This is a genomic window from uncultured Demequina sp., assembly GCF_913055775.1.
Lineage (GTDB): Bacteria > Actinomycetota > Actinomycetes > Actinomycetales > Demequinaceae > Demequina.
In genome coordinates this window covers 1-18171 of record NZ_CAJXJX010000047.1, presented here as the reverse complement: position 1 = coordinate 18171, position 18171 = coordinate 1, and the positions used below count along the sequence as shown (strand labels likewise).

Here is an 18171-nt window from a genome sequence, read left to right as displayed (position 1 = left end):
GCATCGAGATCGGCGCCACGGAGGCGTGGCGCGACTACTACGGCGGGTTCCGCGAGGGCCGCGAGCGCGACGGGCGTCGCGTACTCGACCACGAGCTGCCCATGCAGTTCATCGGGGTCACCGCGAACTCCATGGTGCCGGGTGAGGAGGCCGGCTACTGGCATGCGCACAGCTCGGATGAGGAGTTGTACGTGTTTCTCACCGGCCGCGGCCAGATGGGCCTCGATGACGACGTGGTGGACGTGGGCCCGGGCACGGTGATCCGCGTGGGCCAGGGCGTGATGCGCACGTGGCGCTGCGATCCCGACGGCACCGAGCCTCTGACGTGGTTCTGCATTCGCGGCGACGGCGACGCGCTGCCGCATCTGCCCGACGATGCCCACCCCATCACCGACGTGCCGATGCCCTGGTGACCCTCGCATCGGCTGCCGTATGCTGGTCCCCGTCGCATTCCCGACCCACAGGAGAGGTCCGTTGAAGATCTAGGTTCGCCAGACGCAGGTCTGGCCACGCGCATCCCGCCCCAGACGATTGCGAGAACCTATGCCTTCCCTCACCCTGTCCCACACCACCTTCACGTGGCCCGATGGCACGCCGTGCCTGGCCGACGCGACCCTCGCCTTCCCGGCCGGACTCACCGGAGTTGTGGGCGCCAACGGCGCCGGCAAGTCGACGCTGCTGCGGCTGCTGACGGGCGATCTCGCGCCGACCGCGGGCACGCTGACGCGCCCGCCCGACCTCGCACACGTGCGGCAGGACATCGCGCTCGACCCTCGCGCGAGGGCCGATGCGGTCCTGGGCCTGGCAGAGGTCCGTGCGGCTTTGCGCGCCGTCGAGTCGGGATCTATCGATGCCACTCACTATGAAACCATCGGAGACGATTGGGATGCCGAGGAGCGCGCTCAGGCGACGCTCGCTCGGCTCGGTCTGCCGCCCGGCACGTTGGATCGCACCGTGGGCGAGCTGTCGGGCGGCGAGATCACGCTGCTCGCGATCGCCGCCGCGCTCCATCGACGGCCGGAGGTGCTCCTGCTCGACGAGCCCACCAACAACCTGGACGCAGTAGCGACGGATCGTGTGGTCGATGCACTGGTGAGTCGCAGAGGCACCACCGTGGTGGTCACGCACGACCGCGGACTCCTCGATCGGGTCGACCGCATCGTCGAACTGCAGGCCGGGCGCCTGCGGGTGTTCGGCGGGCCGTTCGCCCAATACGAGGAGACGCTCGCCGCAGAGCGCCTGGCGGTGGAGGAGCAACTGCGTAGCGCCCGCGCGCAGGCATCGCGCCAGAAGCGTGAGCTGCGGGAGCACGTCGAGGGGATCGGGCGACGCCAGCGCGACGGGGAGCGGCGTGCACGTCAGTCCGGCATGCCGAAGGTGATGATGGGCGCGATGAAGCGGGCGTCTCAGGCGTCGCAAGGTCGCATCACGGGCGTCCATGAGGAACGCCTGGAGGCGGCGCAGCAGCGGCTGGAGCGAGCCGAGGTCGCCGCGGACCGGGACCGGGAGATCCGGGTCGCGCTGCCCGGGACCGCAGTGCCCGCGCGCCGGGACGTCGCGCGACTCGAGTCGTGCACGCTCCGCAGCGGCGCCACCGTGGACGCGTCGATCCAGGGACCTGAGCGCATCGTCCTGTCGGGTCCCAACGGCTCGGGCAAGACCACGCTGATCCAGACGCTCCTGGGCGCGGTGGCGCCGGTGTCAGGCGCCGCCGGGGTGCACGTGCCGGTGGGCCTGCTGCCACAGCGCCTCGACATCCTCGACCCGGGGCTGAGCGTCGTGGACAACGTCCGTGCCGCGGCGCCCGATGCGACTCCGCACGAGGTGCGGGAGGGGCTCGCGCGCTTCCTGTTCCGTGGCCGGGCAGGCGATGGCGCGGCGGGGACCCTGTCCGGCGGCGAGCGGTTCAGAGCCGCGCTGGCGGCGGTGCTGCTCGCGCGCCCCGCGCCCCAGCTGCTGATCCTCGACGAGCCCACGAACAACCTCGACTTCGCGTCGCGCGCGCACCTGCTCGACGCGCTGCGCGACTATCGCGGGGCGCTGATCGTGGTGAGCCACGACGCGGAGTTCGTCGCGGCGGTGGAGCCCACGCGGGAGTGGCGGCTCGGGCCTGGGGGCTTCTCCGACCGCGATCGAGGCTCAGGCTAGGCGCTGGTCAGCGACCTTTCTTGGCGGGCTTGCGCCTCACCATGACGGGCGTCTGGCGACCATCACTGTTGGCCTGGTGTCGCACCTCGTAGTCGGGGTGTGCGGACATGAGGTCCTTGAGCTTCGAGAAGCCCCAGGTGCGCGAGTCGAAGTCCGATGCCAGGCGCGACAGGTTGGAACCGACCTCGCCCAGGTGAGCCCAGTCGTCATCGCGCGTTGACGCGTCGACGGCCTCGATGAGCAGGGATCCGAGTCGCTTGTCCTGGTCGAGCGGCTCCTTCGCGGGCGTCGCGCTCGACTCGTCAGCGCGAGCGAGGTTCTCGACGTACACGAAGGTGTTGCACGCGGCGACGAAGGGCCCGGGTGTCTTGCGCTCACCGAACCCGAGCACGCGTAGGCCCTGTTCGCGAATGCGCGCCGCCAGTCTGGTGAAGTCGGAGTCGCTCGACACCAGGCAGAACCCATCGACATGGCCCGCGTGGAGCAGATCCATCGCATCGATGATCAGGGCGCTGTCAGTCGCGTTCTTTCCGTGCGTGTAGCTGTACTGCTGAATGGGTTGCACAGAGTGCTCAAGCAACAGGGGCTTCCACGGATTCAGTTGCGTTGAGGTCCAGTCGCCATACGCGCGCCGCACGCTGGCGGTGCCGAACTTTGCGATCTCCACCAGCAACGCGTCGAGGTGCTTGGCATGAGCGTTGTCGGCGTCAATGAGGACCGCGAGACGCGTCTGATCGTTGATGTCTGCCACGGGATCACTGTGGCACAGGCGCCGCTTGCGTGGGCAACGTGATGGTCACGGTGGTGCCCGCGCCCTCTTCCGACTCCACGTCCAGGGTGCCGCCGTGGGCCTCGACGATCGCCGCGGTGATCGCGAGCCCGAGCCCCGCACCTCCGGTCGTGCGCTGACGCGACGAGTCACCCCGCACGAAGCGCTCGGTGGCACGGGCGGCGACCTCGGGCGGCATGCCCGGGCCGTCATCCGCGATCGCTATGGTCGCGCGATCCCCGTCAGAGCCCACGTTGATGGTCACGTTCGAGCCGCCGTGGATGGCGGCGTTCGCTACGACGTTGAGCATGGCCTGGCGCAGGCGGTCGGGGTCGCCCGTGATGGCCACGTCTTCGCCGGCGGCCGAGAACTCCGCGTCCGGGTATGCGGCAGAGGCTCCTGCGGCGACGTCCTTCGCGAGGCTCAGGAGGCTGACCTCCTGCTGAGAGAGCACCGGCTCCGAGTCGTACTTCGCGAGCTCGAGCATGTCGTCGACGAGGCGCTTCATGCGGCGAGCCTCGGCCTCGGTGCGGCCCCACGCATCGTCCTGGTCGGCCTTCTTGCGCAGGGCGCCGCGCCGGTGCAGCTCGGAGTAGCCCAGCACGGTGGTGAGCGGCGTGCGCAGCTCGTGGGACGCATCGGCGACGAACTCACGCAGCCGCGCCTCCGATCGCTCGCGCTCCGCGATCGAGGCGGTCAGCGTGCCGATCATCGCGTTCAGGGAAGCGGCGAGTTCCGCGGACTCGGAGCCCGTGCCCGCGCCCTCGAGACGAACGCTGAGATCCCCGTCAGCGATGCGCGCGGACGCGTGCACCATGCGCCGCATGGGGTTGACCCCCAGGCGGATCACCCACCAGGCGACCACGCCCAGGCCCCCGAGCATGAGCAGGATGCCCACGGTCTCGATCAGGATCAGACGCTGGGTGGAGGCGTTGACGGAGTCCATCGACAGCGCCGTGACGTCCCACCCGTCGCCGGCGGGACGCGCGAGCACGCGGAACTCGCCGCTGCCGTCCTGCGCGGCCACGGTGAGGTAGGTGGAATCGTCAGGATCGAGCTCGTCGATGTCGATCACCGGCACGTCGTCGGCCGTGTCGCCCACGTTGGGGCGGAGGAACACATACGACTCACCGTCGGCGGTGACGTACCCGCGGAAGGCGTCGGACGGACGGGACAGCTCGCCCGGCCCACCACCAGGAAGGTTCTGCACGGGCTGGTCGATGAACGACGGGCCCGCGAATGTCGCGAGGCGCTCGTCGAGCTGACCCACCTGGTAGTTGGTGGTGGACACCGTGACGGCGATGGCGACCGCGATCGCGACGGCGGCGATCGCGGCGAAGCCGATGAGCACGCGGTCGCGCAGAGACATGCCGCCCCGGCGCCGCGCCTCCTCCACCTCGGCGCCGGTCACGACGTCCTCAGGGTGTAGCCCGCTCCGCGGACCGTGTGGATGAGGCGTTCCTCGGTGGTGTCGACCTTGCGCCGCAGGTACCCGATGTACGTCTCGACCACGCCGGGATCGTCGTCGGCGGAGTACCCCCAGACGGCCTCGAGCAGCTGACCGCGCGACAGCACGCGTCCCACGTTCTGCATGAGGTGCTTGAGCAGCCGGTACTCGGTGGGGGACAGGTGCACTTCGACGCCGTCACGCGTGACGCGGTGCGACACGTCATCCAGAGCCAGATCAGAGACCTGGTAGACCTCGGAGGCGCTGGGCGAGCGCTCCACGCGGCGCGACACCGCCTCGACCCGGGCGACCAGTTCGTCGAGGTTGAAGGGCTTGTCGAGATAGTCGTCCGCGCCGATCGTCAGGCCCTCGACCTTGTCGGCCGCGGAGTCGCGCGCGGTGAGGAAGATGATGGGCGTGCGGTCACCGGACTCGCGCAGCCGCCGGCACATCGCGAAGCCATCGACGTTGGGCATCATCACGTCGAGGATGATGAGGTCGGGCCGGGTCTCGCGCACGGCGCGTAGACCCTCGGCACCGTCGCCGGCCTGCTCGACTACGTAGCCCTCGTATTTCAGGGCCGCGGCGAGCATGGTGCGGAGGTTGTCCTCGTCGTCCACCACGAGGATCCGTCGGTCTGTCATGCCCCCAGTCTCACACTCGACCCTGGGAGAACGCTGGGAGCCGCCCCGGAACCAGCCGTGAGCACATCCCAGGAGCCTGTGCCGCCGTTCCCAGCAATCTCCCAGGAAGTCTCGGTTACATGTTGGTGAACGGTTCGCCCTCCGGTCCCCCGGAGACCAGAGCCCCCACTGAGCGGAGCTACGACGTGCCCATCTACGCCTTCATCATCGCCGACCTCATCGCGATCGCAGTCATGGTCTTCGGCCTGTACTTCCCCCGCCACCGCCGGCGCGACATGATCGTCGCGTTCCTGTCGATCAACGTGGGCGTCATGGGCGTCACGTACGCGATGACCAACGCGGACATCTCGCTCGGCTTCGGCCTCGGCATCTTCGCTGTGCTGTCGATCATCCGCTTGCGCTCGACCGAGATGGACCACGCCGAGATCGCGTACTACTTCACCGCGATCGCGCTGGGACTGCTGGGTGGCTTCCCGTCCATCTCCCCGTCGGTGAGCTTCACGCTGATGGCCGTCCTGCTGGCCGTCATCGCGATCGGCGACAACCCCGCGCTGTTCTCCCGGGCGCGTCAGCAGCAGCTGGTGCTCGATCGAGCCTTCACGGACGAGACCGCGGCGATCGCCCACCTCGAGGAGCTGCTGGGTGCACGCGTCCACCGCGTTCAGATCCGCAAGGTGGACCTGGTGCAGGACACCACGGCCGTGGACGTCCGCTACAGCCTCCCGCGGGGCGGCGTGGCCAGGGCCGATGCGGGGGCGGGGAGCCGTACGGCTGTCGCCCAAGCGCCGTCAGCGCCGGCCGCCGTTGGCACTCGCGACTACGCGACGGCGGCGTTCGCTCCCGGGAGCGCGTCGTGACCGCCGCGTGGCCGGCGGCCATCGACGCCCTCGAGCCGGTGTCGCTGGAGGAGATCAACGCGACTGCGGCTCTGCAGACCCGCACCGACCGCAAGTACCTGCTCCCACCCGAGACCTGGTCGATCGCGCTCGCGAGCCTCGAGGCCGCCCCCCGAGTGCTGGAGATCGACGGACAGCGTCGCTTCCGCTACGAGTCCGTGTACTACGACACCCCTGAACTGGACTCGTACCGCGACGCCGCCCGTCGCCGTCCCCAGCGCTTCAAGGTCCGCACGCGTCACTACCTGGACACCGGCGCGCGGGCGGTCGAGGTCAAGCTGCGCTCCCGCACCGGCGAGACCGTCAAGCACCGCGACTGGTTCGACGCCAGCGCCTCCTCGTGGATGGGCCCGGGACTGCCGCCCCAGGCGCGAGGCTTCGTCGAAGCGTTCCCCCAGACCGCATCGGCCGTCGACGCCCTGTCGGAGTCGCTGACCACCTCGTACGAGCGCGTCACGCTGCTCCTTCCCGACGCGCGCGTCACGGTGGACTCCGACGTCAGGGGCCGCAACGTGCGCGACGAGGAGGTCGGCTTCGGCCGCAGCCTCATCGTCGAGACCAAGTCGGTGTCGCGCGCCGGGTCCGTCGACCGCGCGCTGTGGGCGCTCGGCGTGCGCCCGGCGAAGGTATCGAAATACTGCACGGCGCTCGCGGCGCTGCGCCCCGACCTTCCGTCCAACCGCTGGACGCGCACGCTGCGCGACCACCTCACCGTCCCCCAGCCGGCCTGAGCCGGCGCCACGAAAGGCACGTCCATGACGAAGCGACCTGCACAGATCTTCACTGGGCTCATGCTCGGTGCACTCCTGCTCACCAGCTGCACGGCCGACGTCGACGCGGAGGAGACCGCCTCGTCGAGCGAGATCGTCGAGGAGACGACTGACTCGGACGCCGGTGCGGTGACCGAGGCATCGAGCGACGTCGACGAGGTGGTCGACCTGGCCACCCTGACCGAGGCGACGTATGCCGACCTCGACGTCGAGGAGATGGACCTCGCCATCTCGACCGCGACCGCGGTGGAGATCGCGCTCGCCGAAGGAGCGTCCAGCGGCGGCGCCGGCGTGAGCGTGGACGGCGACGTCGTCACCATCACGGAGGCGGGCGTCTACACGCTCTCCGGAACCCTGACCGACGGCAAGATCGTGGTCGATGCGGACGGCGAGGACGTCCACCTGATCCTCGATGGCGTCGACATCACGTCCTCCGAGTCCGGCGCGATCGAGGTCGTCGACGCGGACCAGGTCGCCCTCCACCTCGCCTCCGGTTCGACCAACACGGTGGCCGAGGCGTCGGGAGCGGCGGACTCCGCGGACGGCGCGAACGCGGCGATCTACGCGACCTCCGACCTGTACGTCACTGGCGATGGATCTCTCGAGGTCGAGGCGACCAACGCGGACGGCATCACGTCCAAGGACTCCCTCGTCATCGACTCCGGCAGCATCGCCGTGACTGCAGCCGACGACGGCCTGCGCGGCAAGGACCACCTCGTGATCCGCGACGGCGACATCACCATCGATGCCGGCGGCGACGGCCTGCGCTCCGACAACGTGTCCGACTCCGACGAGCCCGACAAGGCCGTGGGCGTCGTATGGATCGAGGGCGGCACGATCGACATCACCGCCGCCTCCGACGCGATCGACGCAGCCGTGCAGGTGACCATCACCGACGGCGATCTCACCATCGCCGCCGAGGATGACGCGGTGCACGCGGACGGCATCCTCCGCATCGACGGCGGCACCATCGACGTCACGGCCTCGTACGAGGGTCTCGAGGCGGGCGTGATCCTGCTGTCGGGAGGCGACGCGACCATCGTGTCCTCGGATGACGCCTTCAACGCGACCGACGGCTCCGGCTCGTCGATGGAGATGGGTGGCATGGGCGGCGGCATGCCCGGCGGCGACGGCACCCGTCCTGAGCGCCGCTCCGGCGGTCCCGGCTCGTCCTCCGACTCGGCGTCGAGCGCGACCGATGCCTCGAGCGCGGACTCGACCACCGCATCGGCCGATGCCACGACGGCCAGCGCCGTGACCGCCGCGTACGCGACTGACGCCACCGCCGCCGTGGCGGTGTCCACGGCGGACATCGGCGGCGAGTCCGGCGCCGACGGCGTCCGGCTCGAGATCTCCGGCGGCACCTGGGTGCTCGATGCCGAGGGCGACGGCGTGGACTCGAACGGCAACGTCGAGATGACCGGCGGCACCGTCGTGGTGGCCGGACCCACACAGTCCATGAACGGCGCGCTCGACTACAACGGCTCGTTCGTCCTCGACGGTGGGGTGCTCATCGCGACCGGCTCGGCCGGGATGGCGCAGGCTCCCAGCGGCGGCGATCAGGCGGTGATCGGGGTGTCCTTCGGGCAGACCGTGTCCGCCGGCGAGACCGTGACCGTGCTCGACTCGAACGGCGACCTTGTCGCCTCGTACACCTCGACCAAGGACTCGCAGACGCTAGTCCTCTCGACGCCCGACCTCGTGTCAGGCGACAGCTACGAGGTGGTCTTCGGCGGCACGGTCAGCGGCACCGACGTGGGCGGTCTCGTCACGGACGGCACGCTGTCCGGCGGCGAGACCGCGGGAACCGTGAGCGCCTCGTAGACGCCGCCCGCCTCCCCCCACCCTCCGGCGAAGTGGGCCCACTTCGCTCACCTAAGCGCTTAGGCGAGCGAAATGGGCCCACTTCGCTCGCGAAGGTGGGGTGCGGGAGCTCAGCCCCAGAAGCCCGCGTGGACTGCCGCCGCCTGCTCCTCGAGCATCGGCCCGGTGACGCCTACGCGACGGCTGCCCGCGGCAAACACGTCGCGGCTGGGGAGCGCCAGCGTCGGGTTCTCGGGATGCGTACCGGTCATCTCGAGCAGAGCCGTCTCTGCGAGGCCGTAGACCACCGCGCCGATCCCCGACCAGTAGATCGCTCCCGAGCACATCGCGCACGGCTCGCAGCTGGTGACCAGTGTCGCGGCCGCGAGCTCGTCGCGGTCCATCTGGTTTGAGGCGAGCCGCACCAGGTTGGTCTCGGCGTGCCCGGTCGCGTCGCGGTGGGTGACCACGGTGTTCTCCGCCTCGAGCACGACGCGGCCGTCGCCGGCGACCAGCACCGCGCCGAACGGATGGTTGCCGTGCGCACGCGCGGACTGCGCGACGGCGATTGCCCGCAGCATGGGGTGGGTCCAGTCCATGCGGCCAGCCTAGGCCGGGTCACACGCGTGCGAGCGCGGCGATGTCCTCCTCGAACTCCGTGACCATCTCCGGCGGCACGGTCGCGCGCGTGTCCGCGATCCCGCGCAGGTAGTCCTCCGTGACGGGTCCCGCGGAGCGGTCGACCGCCCCGTGGGCCACCGCGGCCTCGAGGGCGCCCTGCGACGCACGCCGCGCGGCGAACTCGATGTCGGCGGGCGTGAAGCCGGCCGATGCGGCGACCAGGGCATCGAGGTCCACGCGGCCCCGCGAGGCGGCGGGAAGGAAGCGGTCCCAGATCGCCGTGCGCGCCTCGTCGTCGGGCAGGCCGATAGGGATCACGTAGTCGAAGCGGCCGTGGCGCAGGAAGGCGGAGTCCAGCGCGCGGATGAAGTTGGTCGCGCACACGAGCAGGCGGTCGGGGCGTTCGCGGAAGGCCGGGATGATCTTGAGCAGCTCGTTGGTCACGCCTTGGAGTGGCGAGGGCGGGTCGCCGCGCCGGTGCGAGGCGATCTCCTCGACCTCGTCGATCAGCACGACGGCGTGCTCGAGTTCGCCGATGCGCCGGAACGTCTCGCGCAGCGCGCCTGCCAGGCCCGCGGGATCCGCGGCGAGGCGCGACGGGAAGACCTCGACGAACGACCACTCCAGGCGCGACGCGATCGCCTTCGCGAACGTCGTCTTGCCGGTTCCGGGCGGCCCGAAGAGCACCACGGCACGTGGCGGCGCGACGCCGAACTGCGTCGCGAGGTCCGGCTGCGCGAGCGGCAGCACCAGCCGCTGCTCGAGCAGGTCCTTCTCTCGCCGCATCCCGCCGACCGCGTCCCACAGGTGCGGCGGCATGCTTCTGCCACCCAGCTCCGCGAGGTGCGTGGCCTCCTCGCGCTGCACCGGGACCTGGCGCTCGAAGTAGCGGAAGGCCTTCTTCTCGTCGAAGCCCGCGTGGCGGAAGGCGTCGACGTGGGTCTCGTCCGCCGGCACCAGCGCCGACAGCGTCGTCGGGTCGTGGCCGCGCATCCGCAGCTCGAGCTCGCGCAGCATCGCGGAGCCGATGCCCTGGCCCCGCCACTCCTCGTCGGTGCGGTGGAAGACGATCCACGCCTGATTGTGCGCCTCGCGGCTGACGGCCGCGCCCACCACCTCGTCACCGGCGACGGCGACTACGGCGGTGTCCTCGCGGCACGAGCTCAGGACCTCGGCAAGAGGGTAGGCGGGGTCGACGCCGGCCTGTCGCGACCGCTCCCAGAGCGCGAGCACGCCGTCGAGATCCTCGTTGCGCGCGTCGCGGATGTGCCAGGTCGCCATCAGTGCCTCCTCACCCCGATGCGATGCGACTCTAGACCGGCACGGCCGGTCTGACCAGGGGTGGCGTCAGGCCTCGAGGAGCGCGGCGAACTCCCGCGCGGCGGGGACCGGCTCGTGCGGCAGCGCGAGGAACACCTCACGATACGTGGGCGGCACGGTCGGCAGCGTGACGATGCCCGGGACCTCAGGCGACGCCGCGAGGGCCATCCGCGGCAGCAGCGCCACCCCGAGGCCCTCGGCGACCAGCCGCTGGACCGTGACGTAGTCCTCGGTGACGAAAGCGACGTCGGGATCGAAGCCCGCGCCGGTCGCGCAGGCGCGCAGGTGCGCCTGGCATCGCTGGCAGCCCGAGATCCACCGCTCGCCGCTCAGCGCGCCCGCTTCGAGCATGGGCCCGCGCGCCTCGGGGTGCCCGGCCGGGACCACCGCGAGGTACTCGTCTCGCTCGAGCCACCGCACGGGTAGGTGCTCGGGAGGGGGCGTCACCGTGTCCGAGAAGCCGATGACGAGGTCCACCTCGCCGGCATCGAGCAGTGCCAGCGCATCGTCGGTCTCCGTCTCGACAAGCCCCACCTCGATGCCGGGGAAGCGGCGCGCGAACTGTGCCAACGGCGCCGGCAGCGCCTCCGCGCAGAACGAGGTGAAGGCCGCGATTCGCAGCCGCCCCGTCTCGAGCTCGGCGTGCTGGTGGAGTTCTCGCTCGGCGTTGCGCAGGGAGTCCGCGATGGCGTCAGCGTGCGCGAGCAGCGCCCGGCCGGCAGGCGTCACGCGGGTGACGCGCCCGACGCGCGCCGTGAGGGCCACCCCGGCGCTGCGCTCGAGCGCCGCCAGGTGGTGAGCCACGGTGGGCTCGCTCAGTCCGAGCGAGCGCGCCGCGGCAGCCTTGGAGCCGCCGCGGGCGACCTCGCGGAGGATGAGGAGCCGCTCGACGTCGATCATCAGACCTCGATGATATCGAAGTCACGATGCCAAAGGAGAGGTCTTGTCGTGGAGACGTGGTGCCCCGAACCTGGAGACATGATCGATTCCTCGCTCCGTGCAGCGTTCGATGACACCCGCGGCTACCTCGACACCGCCTCCTACGGCCTGCCCGCACGAGCGACAGTGACCGCGCTCCACGCCTCCACCGACGCCTGGGCGCGGCGTGCGCTGGACCTCCCGGCAATCGACCGTGACGTCGATCGCATGAGGGCCGCGTTCGCGCGCATCGTCGGCGCGCGCCCCGCCGATGTGGCGCTCGCGGCCACCGTGTCGCAGGTCGTGGGCACCGTCGCCGCGTCGCTCCCTGACGGCGCACGCGTCCTGGTCGCCGAGCACGACTTCGCGTCCGTGGTCATGCCGTTCCGCGCGGATCCCCGCCTCACGGTGCGCGCCGTCCCCCTCGAGCGGCTGGTCGAGGCCATGCGCCCGGGGGTCGACCTCGTCGCGGTCAGTGCCGTGCAGTCCTCGGACGGCCGCCTGGTCGACCTGGAGGCCCTGGCCCAGGCTGCAGCCGCCGCCGGCATTCGCACGGTCATCGACGCCACGCAGTCCTCGCCATGGCTGCCCATCGACTCTCGCCGGTTCGACGTGGTGGTCGCGGCTGCGTACAAATGGCTGACGGCGCCGCGCGGGATCACCCTCGCCGCCGTGCGCCCCGACGCGACCTGGGTGCGGCCCGTGAACGCCGGCTGGTACTCCGCGGACGACCCGTGGGGGAGCCTCTACGAGGACGGCGCCTCCACCTCCGCAGGTGCGCGGCGCCTGGACACCTCGCCGCCGTGGCAGCTGGTGAGCGCGGGGGCGTCGGCCCTCGAAATCATGGCCGCCATCCCCGCGCAGGACGTGCACGCGCACGGCCCTGGTCTCGCCGACGAGTTCCGGACATCGCTCGGGCTCGCGCCCGCGGGAAGCGCCATCGTGTCCCTCGCGGGCGACCCCGCGGCATTCGAGTCCGCGGGGCTGCGCGTGGCGTCGCGCGCGGGCCGGGTGCGGTTGGGCTTCCACGTGTACAACGACGAGACGGACCTCGCGCGCGCGATCGACGCCGCCCGCGCCGCGAGGCTCACCGTCGCGGCCTGACTCGTCAGTCCGCTGCCGAGGCTGCGCCGCTCCGAGTCGAGGTTCTGACGGCACCCGGCGCTACCGCGATCGAGAGCTTGCCTGCCACGTGGCCGTCCTCGAGTTCGCGAACCGCACCGGCGACGTCCTCGAGGGAGCCCGCGTTGCGGACCACCGGAGCAATCCGACCGTCCGTGAGCCAGGTCGAGAGCTGGTCCAAGTCGCCGTGCGCAACCTTGGCGATCGCGCCGCTGTGGCGCATGCGCAGGAACGCTGCGGCGATGACCCGGCGCAGCAGCGCCGCCGCCGGGCCGAGCAGCCCGGTGCCGGCCACGGAGCCGATCGTCACCACCCGGCCGCCGTCCTTCAGAAGGCCGCGCAGCGTGCGCATCGACGCCGTCGCCACGGTGTCGACGATGAGGTCGTACGGACCCTCGGGTGACTCGTCCTTGGTGTAGTCGGCCACCGCATCGGCGCCCAGGCGGGTGAGCATCTCCGCGTTGCGCCCTGACGCGACGGCATCGACCCTCGAGGCGCCCAGGACCTTCGCGATCTGCACTGCGAGGTGACCCACGCCGCCGGAGGCACCCCACACCAGCACCCGCTCGCCGGGGGCCAGTCTGCCGCTGTCGCGCAGTGCCTGCAGCGCCGTCAGGCCTGCCATGGGGGTGGCGGCCGCGACGTCGAACGGCACGTCATCGCTGATCCGCGCCATCGCGCCCCCTCGTGCGACGGCCCGCTCGGCGAGCGCGCCGTGCCCGACCAATGCCAGAACCCGGTCACCCGTGACGACGCCGCTCACCTCCGTCCCCACGGCCGCCACGGTGCCCGCGAGGTCCGCGCCCAGGGTCCGCGGCTCGCGCACGCGCAGCCCGGTCTGGAGCCGCATGAAGCGCGGCTCGCCGCGCAACTGGTGCCAGTCCCACGCGTTGAGGCTCGCGGAGTCCACGTCGATGAGCACCTGGTCGGGTTCCGGAACCGGCTCCGGAATGTCGCTGACCGCGAGAACGTCGGGACCGCCGTAGCGGTCGTAGGTGGTGGCCTTCATGGGAGGTCTCCCTTCACGGGTGAGCCGGCGGTGTCTCCGGCGACTTACGGTGTAAGTACGATCGCCACGTTACACTTACGCTGTAAGTACGTCAAGAGGGAGATCGCATGCCGCCTGCAGGGTTGAGTCGAGACGCCGTCCTCCGCGCCGCCGTGGCGCTCGCGGACGCCGATGGCCTCGAGACGCTGTCGATGCGCAGGCTCGCGGGTGAGCTCGGGGTGGAGGCGATGTCGCTGTACAACCACGTCGCGAGCAAGCGGGACCTGCACGAGGGCATGGTCGAGCGGGTGTGGGACGAGGTCGACCTGGCGACGGACGAGCCCGACTGGAGGGCGCGGATGCACCGCATCTGCCGCAGCGCCCGTGACTCCATGGTCGCCCATCCGTGGTTCTTCTCGTTCCCCGTCACCTACGGCGGGATGAACCGCATCGCGATGATCGAGGCCATGCTCGCGACCATGCGCGGCGCGGGTATCCCGGCGGATGCGGTGTATCACGCCCAGCACATCATCGACGGGCACGTGTTCGGCTACTCGTGGCAGGACACCGACTACTCGAACGGGCCCGCGCTGGAGGAGCGCGCGGACGAGATGCTCTCCCGGATCCCCGCTGAGCAGTACCCGCACCTCATGGAGCATGCGCATCAGCACATGGCGGACACACCCGCAGGCAGCGGCTTCGACATGGGGCTCGACATCCTGTTCGACGCACTCGAGGCACGCCGCGAGTCGCCCGCGCACGACTGAGGACCGCACACCGCACGCGCGAGTGCCGAACTCGGCGCCTCCGGTGGGGTGTGCGGTCCTCAGTGGCGGAGGGTCAGCGGGTCACGGGCACGAGCGCGGGTTCGAGGGCTTCCCGCACCTCCCGCTCCGCCGCCGTGGCCCGAGCCTGCGCCCGTGAGGGCAGGAACGCGCCGATCACGGTGGCGAGAGCAAGGGCCGCGGCCCCCACGTAGACCGCGTCCTGTGCGGCGTCCGTATAGCCCGTGGGCGTGAACTCGCCTCCCGAGGCGGTGAAGACCGCGGCGAGGATCGCGATCCCGAGCGCCACGCCGATCTCGCGCAGCGTCGAGTTCGCACCCGAGGCCTTGGCGTGGTCCTCGTCCCGCATGTTCGCGAGCACGGCGGTGGAGGACGGCGCGAACACGAGTGCCATGCCGATGCCGCACAGCAGGAAGGCCGGCACGAGGGACCCGTAGCCGACGCCGGGGTCCATGATGGCCGCGATCCACGCGAGCCCGAGCGACTGCATCGCCAGCCCCGTCACCACCAGAGCGCGCGTGCCCACCCGCGGGATCAGCACGCCGGTGATCGGTGCGATGAACAGCGGCGCCATGGTCCACGGCATGGTCATGACACCGGCCTGGAGAGGCGAGTAGCCCTGCACCACCTGCAGGAACTGAATCAGGATGAACACCGAGCCGAACATGCCGAGACTGAACACGAGGCCCACGCCGTTCGCGGCGCTGAACGAGCGGTCCTTGAACAGCGCCAGCGGCAGCAGGGCGTCGCGTGTGCGGCGCTCCCACGCGAGGAATGCGACGAGCAGCAATCCTCCTCCGACGAGGCCCGCGAGGACCTGAGTGCTGGTCCAGCCAGCCTCGTTGCCTCGCACGATGCCGAAGACCACGCCGAACACGCCCCCCATGCCCAGGAGCAGACCGACGATGTCGGGGCGCACCCGGTCGCCGTAGGTCTCGGTGAGAGCGAAGCGGATCAGTGGCAGCGCGAGGATGCCCACGGGCACATTGAGCCAGAAGATCGCGTGCCACGACAGGCCGTCGACCACGGCACCGCCGATCACGGGGCCGAGCGCGACGCCCAGGCCGGCGACGCCGCCCCAGATCCCGATCGCGAGCGGGCGCTGCTTGGGTTCGACGTTGGTGGACAGGATCGCGAGCGAGAGCGGCAGCAGGGCCGCGGCGCCGACTCCCTGCAACGCCCGTGCCCCGATGAGGAACTCAGGGCTGGTGGCGAGCGCGCACAGGATCGATGCCGCAGTGAAGAGCGCGACGCCGCCCATGAACACGCGGCGGCGCCCCAGCCGGTCGCCGAGGGCCACGGCCATGAGGATGAACGATGCGAAGGACAGCGAGTAGGCGTTGATGAACCACTGCAGGTGCTCGAGCGAGGCGTCGAGATCGGTGGCGAGTACCGGCAGGGCGTTGGTGACGACGAGGTTGTCGAGCATCGCCATGAACATCGGCAGCGAGGCTGCGGCGATGACGAGCGCCAGTGGTGCCCGGCGTGCGGTCGGTGACATGAGGGTGCCTCTCTCTTTAATGTAATCAACTGATTACTACAAGTGGAGACGATAGTTATCGGTTGATAACATGTCAACATGTCAGCGGAACCCACCACCCGACTCAGCGCCGACGAGCGTCGTGAGCAGATCCTCGCCGCCGCCTCTGCCGTGTTCGGAGAACGCGGCTACGCCGGCGGCACCACCGATGCGATCGCCAAGCAGGCGGGGGTCTCCCAGGCGTATGTGGTGCGCATCTTCGGCTCCAAGGAGAACCTCTTCCGTGAGGCGGCCGAGCGTGCGGCTACCCGCGTGATCGAGGCGTTCCGCGCCACCATCGCCGGCTTCCGCGGTGACGAGCCGCTCGAGGACAAGCGGCTGGCGCTCTCGGTGAGCTACATCGGCCTCATGTCCGACCGCGGCCTCCTGCTGACGCTGTTGCACCTGTTCTCGCTGGGACACGATGCCACGCTCGGCCCCATCGCGCGCGACTGCTTCCTGCGCGTGTTCCGCGTGGTCCGAGACGAGGCTGAATTCACGGGCCCGGAGGCGACCGAGTTCTTTTCACGGGGCATGCTGACCACGGTGCTGATGGCCATGCGCATGCCCGACTCGGCCGGGGAGCCCGCAGCTGACGAACTGATGTCGTGTGCGTTCGGCGATCGCTCGACGGACCTCATCTCGCTCATGCGGGGGCAGCTGCCGCTCGACGACGGGGCGCGCTGACCCGAGCCGGAGTAGCGTCGCGACCATGGCGACCGTCATCCTGCTGCACTCTGCCCTCGGACTCACCCGGCACGTCCACGACTGGGCCGATGCGTTTCGCGAGGACGGCCACGCCGTCGAGACCCCCGACATGTTCGGCGGCGAGACCTTTCGCGACCTCGACACGGCGACGGCCTTCGTAGACGCTGAAGGAGGCCCGCCGGCATTCGTGCATGCGGTGGCGTCCCAGATGCACGACGTCGATGGCCCGGTGGTGTTCGCGGGCTTCTCGCTGGGGGGTGCCGTCGCGGAGATCCTGGCTTTCACCAGGGCCGATGCGGCAGGACTGGTGGTCATGCACGGCACCCTGTCGCCGGCCTGGTTCGGCGTCGACACGTGGCCCGCTGGGCTGCGCGCCCAGCACCACTACATGGCCGACGACCCGTGGGTCGAGGACGACGAGCGCGAGGCGTTCGCGGCCCTCGCGGGGGATGCTCTCGAGGAGTTCGTGTACCCCGGCGACGCTCATCTGTTCGCGTTCGAGGGCTGGCGCGAGTACGACGCGGAGGCCTCCCACAGGCTCTACGAGCGCGTGACCGAATTCGTGTCCGAGTTCGACGGCTGACCGCGGCGGCCACCCCACAGCAGTGTCCGAAAACCGCTAGCGCGGGACCGCGAGGCGAGGCACGCTGGACCCATGACCGCCCCTGCCCTCGACTTCGACGCGTGCTATGCCGCCTCCTCGGGCCGCGATGCGCGCTTCGACGGCCAGTTCGTGCTGGCGGTCAGGTCGACGGGCATCTATTGCCGGCCCAGCTGCCCGGCGCGGACGCCCAAGCGCGAGAACTGCACGTTCTACGCGACGTCCGCCGCAGCCCACCTCGCCGGCTATCGCGCGTGCAAGAGGTGCCTGCCGGAGGCCGTGCCCGGGAGCCCGGCGTGGGACCTCCGCGAGGATGTCGCCGCGCGTGCGATGCGCCTGATCGCCTCGGGCGTGGTGGACCGCGAAGGAGTGGCGGGGCTCGCCCACCGCTTGGGGTACTCGACACGACAGCTCACCCGCACGCTGACCGAGCAGCTGGGCGCCGGACCACTCGCTCTCGCCCGCGCGCAACGGGCCCAGACCGCCCGCCAGCTCCTGGTCGGCACCGCGATGCCTGTGGGCGACGTCGCCTTCGCGTCGGGCTTCGCGAGCATCCGTCAGTTCAACGACACCATGGCCGAGGTGTTCGGGCTGACCCCGACCGCGTTGCGCTCCACGGCGAGGCGCGCCGACGCGCCAGCGGCCACGGCGCCCGGGCAGATCTCCCTGCGACTGTGGACTCGCGAGCCGTTCGACGGCGGTGCGATCCACGACTGGATGGCGGTACGCGCGATCGACGGGCTCGAGCACGCCGCCGGCGCGCGCTACAGCCGCAGCCTTGCGCTGTCGCGCGGCGCCGCGACCGCGAGCCTCACGCACGCGCGCGACCACATAGCGATGAGCGCCCGCCTCGAGCACCTGGACGATCTGCCTGAGCTTCTCGCCCGCGCGCGCCGGCTCTACGACCTCGACGCGGATCCGCTCGCGATCGACCAGGCCCTCGCGACGGACCCGGCACTCGCGCCGTTGGTCGCCGCGGCCCCGGGCCAGCGCGTCCCGGGCACGGCGGATGGCTTTGAGATGCTCGTGCGCGCGATCCTGGGCCAGCAGGTGACGGTTGCCTCCGGCGTGACCGCGGTCCAGCGGCTCGTGGACGCGCTGGGCGCGCCACT

At 70.8% G+C, this 18171-nt stretch carries 18 protein-coding genes; 10 read left to right on the top strand and 8 right to left on the bottom strand.

What is annotated here, in order from left to right; genetic code table 11:
• The first annotated feature begins 2 nt into the window (after positions 1-2).
• Positions 3-413 (top strand): cupin domain-containing protein, encoded by a 411-nt coding sequence (locus QZ483_RS06490; RefSeq protein ID WP_297082181.1) that lies wholly within the window; start codon positions 3-5, stop codon positions 411-413.
• 130 nt (positions 414-543) lie between these two features.
• On the top strand, positions 544-2148 hold the full coding sequence (locus QZ483_RS06485) for an ABC-F family ATP-binding cassette domain-containing protein (RefSeq protein WP_297082180.1): 1605 nt from the start codon (positions 544-546) through the stop codon (positions 2146-2148).
• A gap of 7 nt (positions 2149-2155) precedes the next feature.
• Here QZ483_RS06485 and QZ483_RS06480 read toward each other — a convergent pair whose 3' ends face one another.
• The 3 genes from QZ483_RS06480 to QZ483_RS06470 are packed head-to-tail and all read right to left on the bottom strand — an operon-like array spanning position 2156 to position 5008.
• A complete protein-coding gene (locus QZ483_RS06480; protein WP_297082179.1) occupies positions 2156-2899 on the bottom strand; it encodes an NYN domain-containing protein in 744 nt (247 codons plus the stop codon).
• 4 nt (positions 2900-2903) lie between these two features.
• Complete coding sequence (locus QZ483_RS06475; protein WP_297082178.1) at positions 2904-4328, bottom strand: cell wall metabolism sensor histidine kinase WalK; 1425 nt, start codon at positions 4326-4328, stop codon at positions 2904-2906.
• Entirely contained in the window at positions 4325-5008 is a 684-nt protein-coding gene (locus QZ483_RS06470; RefSeq protein ID WP_297082177.1) for a response regulator transcription factor, read from the bottom strand. Before QZ483_RS06470 ends, QZ483_RS06475 begins: the two co-directional genes overlap by 4 nt.
• A 185-nt stretch (positions 5009-5193) precedes the next feature.
• Between QZ483_RS06470 and QZ483_RS06465 the strand changes: the two genes are divergently transcribed.
• Genes QZ483_RS06465 through QZ483_RS06455 form a run of 3 tightly spaced genes read left to right on the top strand, consistent with a single transcriptional unit; the run spans position 5194 to position 8498 of the window.
• Complete coding sequence (locus tag QZ483_RS06465; RefSeq protein ID WP_297082176.1) at positions 5194-5865, top strand: DUF4956 domain-containing protein; 672 nt, start codon at positions 5194-5196, stop codon at positions 5863-5865.
• Positions 5862-6635: a polyphosphate polymerase domain-containing protein gene (locus QZ483_RS06460; protein ID WP_297082175.1), complete on the top strand. Its 774-nt coding sequence runs from the start codon at positions 5862-5864 to the stop codon at positions 6633-6635. Before QZ483_RS06465 ends, QZ483_RS06460 begins: the two co-directional genes overlap by 4 nt.
• A gap of 24 nt (positions 6636-6659) precedes the next feature.
• Positions 6660-8498 carry a carbohydrate-binding domain-containing protein gene (locus tag QZ483_RS06455; RefSeq protein ID WP_297082174.1) on the top strand — a complete coding sequence of 613 codons (1839 nt, stop codon included), beginning with the start codon at positions 6660-6662 and terminating at the stop codon, positions 8496-8498.
• A gap of 110 nt (positions 8499-8608) precedes the next feature.
• Here the strand turns inward: QZ483_RS06455 and QZ483_RS06450 are convergent, their stop codons facing one another.
• The 3 genes from QZ483_RS06450 to QZ483_RS06440 all read right to left on the bottom strand — a co-directional run bounded on the left by QZ483_RS06450 (position 8609) and on the right by QZ483_RS06440 (position 11318).
• Positions 8609-9076, bottom strand: coding sequence for a nucleoside deaminase (locus tag QZ483_RS06450; protein WP_297082173.1), 468 nt, complete (start codon positions 9074-9076; stop codon positions 8609-8611).
• Positions 9077-9095: 19 nt separating this feature from the next.
• Positions 9096-10379, bottom strand: a complete 1284-nt coding sequence (locus QZ483_RS06445; protein WP_297082172.1) for an ATP-binding protein — start codon at positions 10377-10379, stop codon at positions 9096-9098.
• A 66-nt stretch (positions 10380-10445) separates the two neighbouring features.
• On the bottom strand, positions 10446-11318 hold the full coding sequence (locus QZ483_RS06440; protein WP_297082171.1) for a LysR family transcriptional regulator: 873 nt from the start codon (positions 11316-11318) through the stop codon (positions 10446-10448).
• A 78-nt stretch (positions 11319-11396) separates the two neighbouring features.
• Here QZ483_RS06440 and QZ483_RS06435 point away from each other — a divergent pair, with 78 nt between their 5' ends.
• Entirely contained in the window at positions 11397-12440 is a 1044-nt protein-coding gene (locus tag QZ483_RS06435; protein WP_297082170.1) for an aminotransferase class V-fold PLP-dependent enzyme, read from the top strand.
• A 4-nt stretch (positions 12441-12444) separates the two neighbouring features.
• On the opposite strand, the gene QZ483_RS06430 is transcribed toward QZ483_RS06435, so the two are convergent.
• Positions 12445-13467, bottom strand: a complete 1023-nt coding sequence (locus QZ483_RS06430) for an NAD(P)-dependent alcohol dehydrogenase (RefSeq protein ID WP_297082169.1) — start codon at positions 13465-13467, stop codon at positions 12445-12447.
• Positions 13468-13574: 107 nt separating this feature from the next.
• On the opposite strand from QZ483_RS06430, the gene QZ483_RS06425 reads away from it, so the two are divergent.
• Complete coding sequence (locus QZ483_RS06425) at positions 13575-14213, top strand: TetR/AcrR family transcriptional regulator (RefSeq protein ID WP_297082168.1); 639 nt, start codon at positions 13575-13577, stop codon at positions 14211-14213.
• A gap of 73 nt (positions 14214-14286) precedes the next feature.
• Here the strand turns inward: QZ483_RS06425 and QZ483_RS06420 are convergent, their stop codons facing one another.
• Entirely contained in the window at positions 14287-15732 is a 1446-nt protein-coding gene (locus QZ483_RS06420; protein ID WP_297082167.1) for an MFS transporter, read from the bottom strand.
• 78 nt (positions 15733-15810) lie between these two features.
• Here QZ483_RS06420 and QZ483_RS06415 point away from each other — a divergent pair, with 78 nt between their 5' ends.
• The 3 genes from QZ483_RS06415 to QZ483_RS06405 form a co-directional block, all read left to right on the top strand.
• Complete coding sequence (locus tag QZ483_RS06415) at positions 15811-16437, top strand: TetR/AcrR family transcriptional regulator (RefSeq protein WP_297082166.1); 627 nt, start codon at positions 15811-15813, stop codon at positions 16435-16437.
• 25 nt (positions 16438-16462) lie between these two features.
• A complete protein-coding gene (locus QZ483_RS06410; RefSeq protein ID WP_297082165.1) occupies positions 16463-17041 on the top strand; it encodes a dienelactone hydrolase family protein in 579 nt (192 codons plus the stop codon).
• Positions 17042-17113: 72 nt separating this feature from the next.
• Positions 17114-18171, top strand: a 1058-nt coding sequence (locus QZ483_RS06405; protein WP_297082164.1) for a bifunctional transcriptional activator/DNA repair enzyme AdaA, incomplete at its 3' end; no start/stop codon positions are given.

Coding starts and splice junctions, on each gene's coding strand:
- QZ483_RS06415 (WP_297082166.1), top strand. CDS start 15,811: ATGTCAGCGGAACCCACCACCCGACTCAGCGCCGACGAGCGTCGTGAG.
- QZ483_RS06435 (WP_297082170.1), top strand. CDS start 11,397: ATGATCGATTCCTCGCTCCGTGCAGCGTTCGATGACACCCGCGGCTAC.
- QZ483_RS06420 (WP_297082167.1), bottom strand. CDS start 15,732: ATGTCACCGACCGCACGCCGGGCACCACTGGCGCTCGTCATCGCCGCA.
- QZ483_RS06430 (WP_297082169.1), bottom strand. CDS start 13,467: ATGAAGGCCACCACCTACGACCGCTACGGCGGTCCCGACGTTCTCGCG.
- QZ483_RS06425 (WP_297082168.1), top strand. CDS start 13,575: ATGCCGCCTGCAGGGTTGAGTCGAGACGCCGTCCTCCGCGCCGCCGTG.
- QZ483_RS06445 (WP_297082172.1), bottom strand. CDS start 10,379: ATGGCGACCTGGCACATCCGCGACGCGCGCAACGAGGATCTCGACGGC.
- QZ483_RS06470 (WP_297082177.1), bottom strand. CDS start 5,008: ATGACAGACCGACGGATCCTCGTGGTGGACGACGAGGACAACCTCCGC.
- QZ483_RS06440 (WP_297082171.1), bottom strand. CDS start 11,318: ATGATCGACGTCGAGCGGCTCCTCATCCTCCGCGAGGTCGCCCGCGGC.
- QZ483_RS06455 (WP_297082174.1), top strand. CDS start 6,660: ATGACGAAGCGACCTGCACAGATCTTCACTGGGCTCATGCTCGGTGCA.
- QZ483_RS06450 (WP_297082173.1), bottom strand. CDS start 9,076: ATGGACTGGACCCACCCCATGCTGCGGGCAATCGCCGTCGCGCAGTCC.
- QZ483_RS06410 (WP_297082165.1), top strand. CDS start 16,463: ATGGCGACCGTCATCCTGCTGCACTCTGCCCTCGGACTCACCCGGCAC.
- QZ483_RS06485 (WP_297082180.1), top strand. CDS start 544: ATGCCTTCCCTCACCCTGTCCCACACCACCTTCACGTGGCCCGATGGC.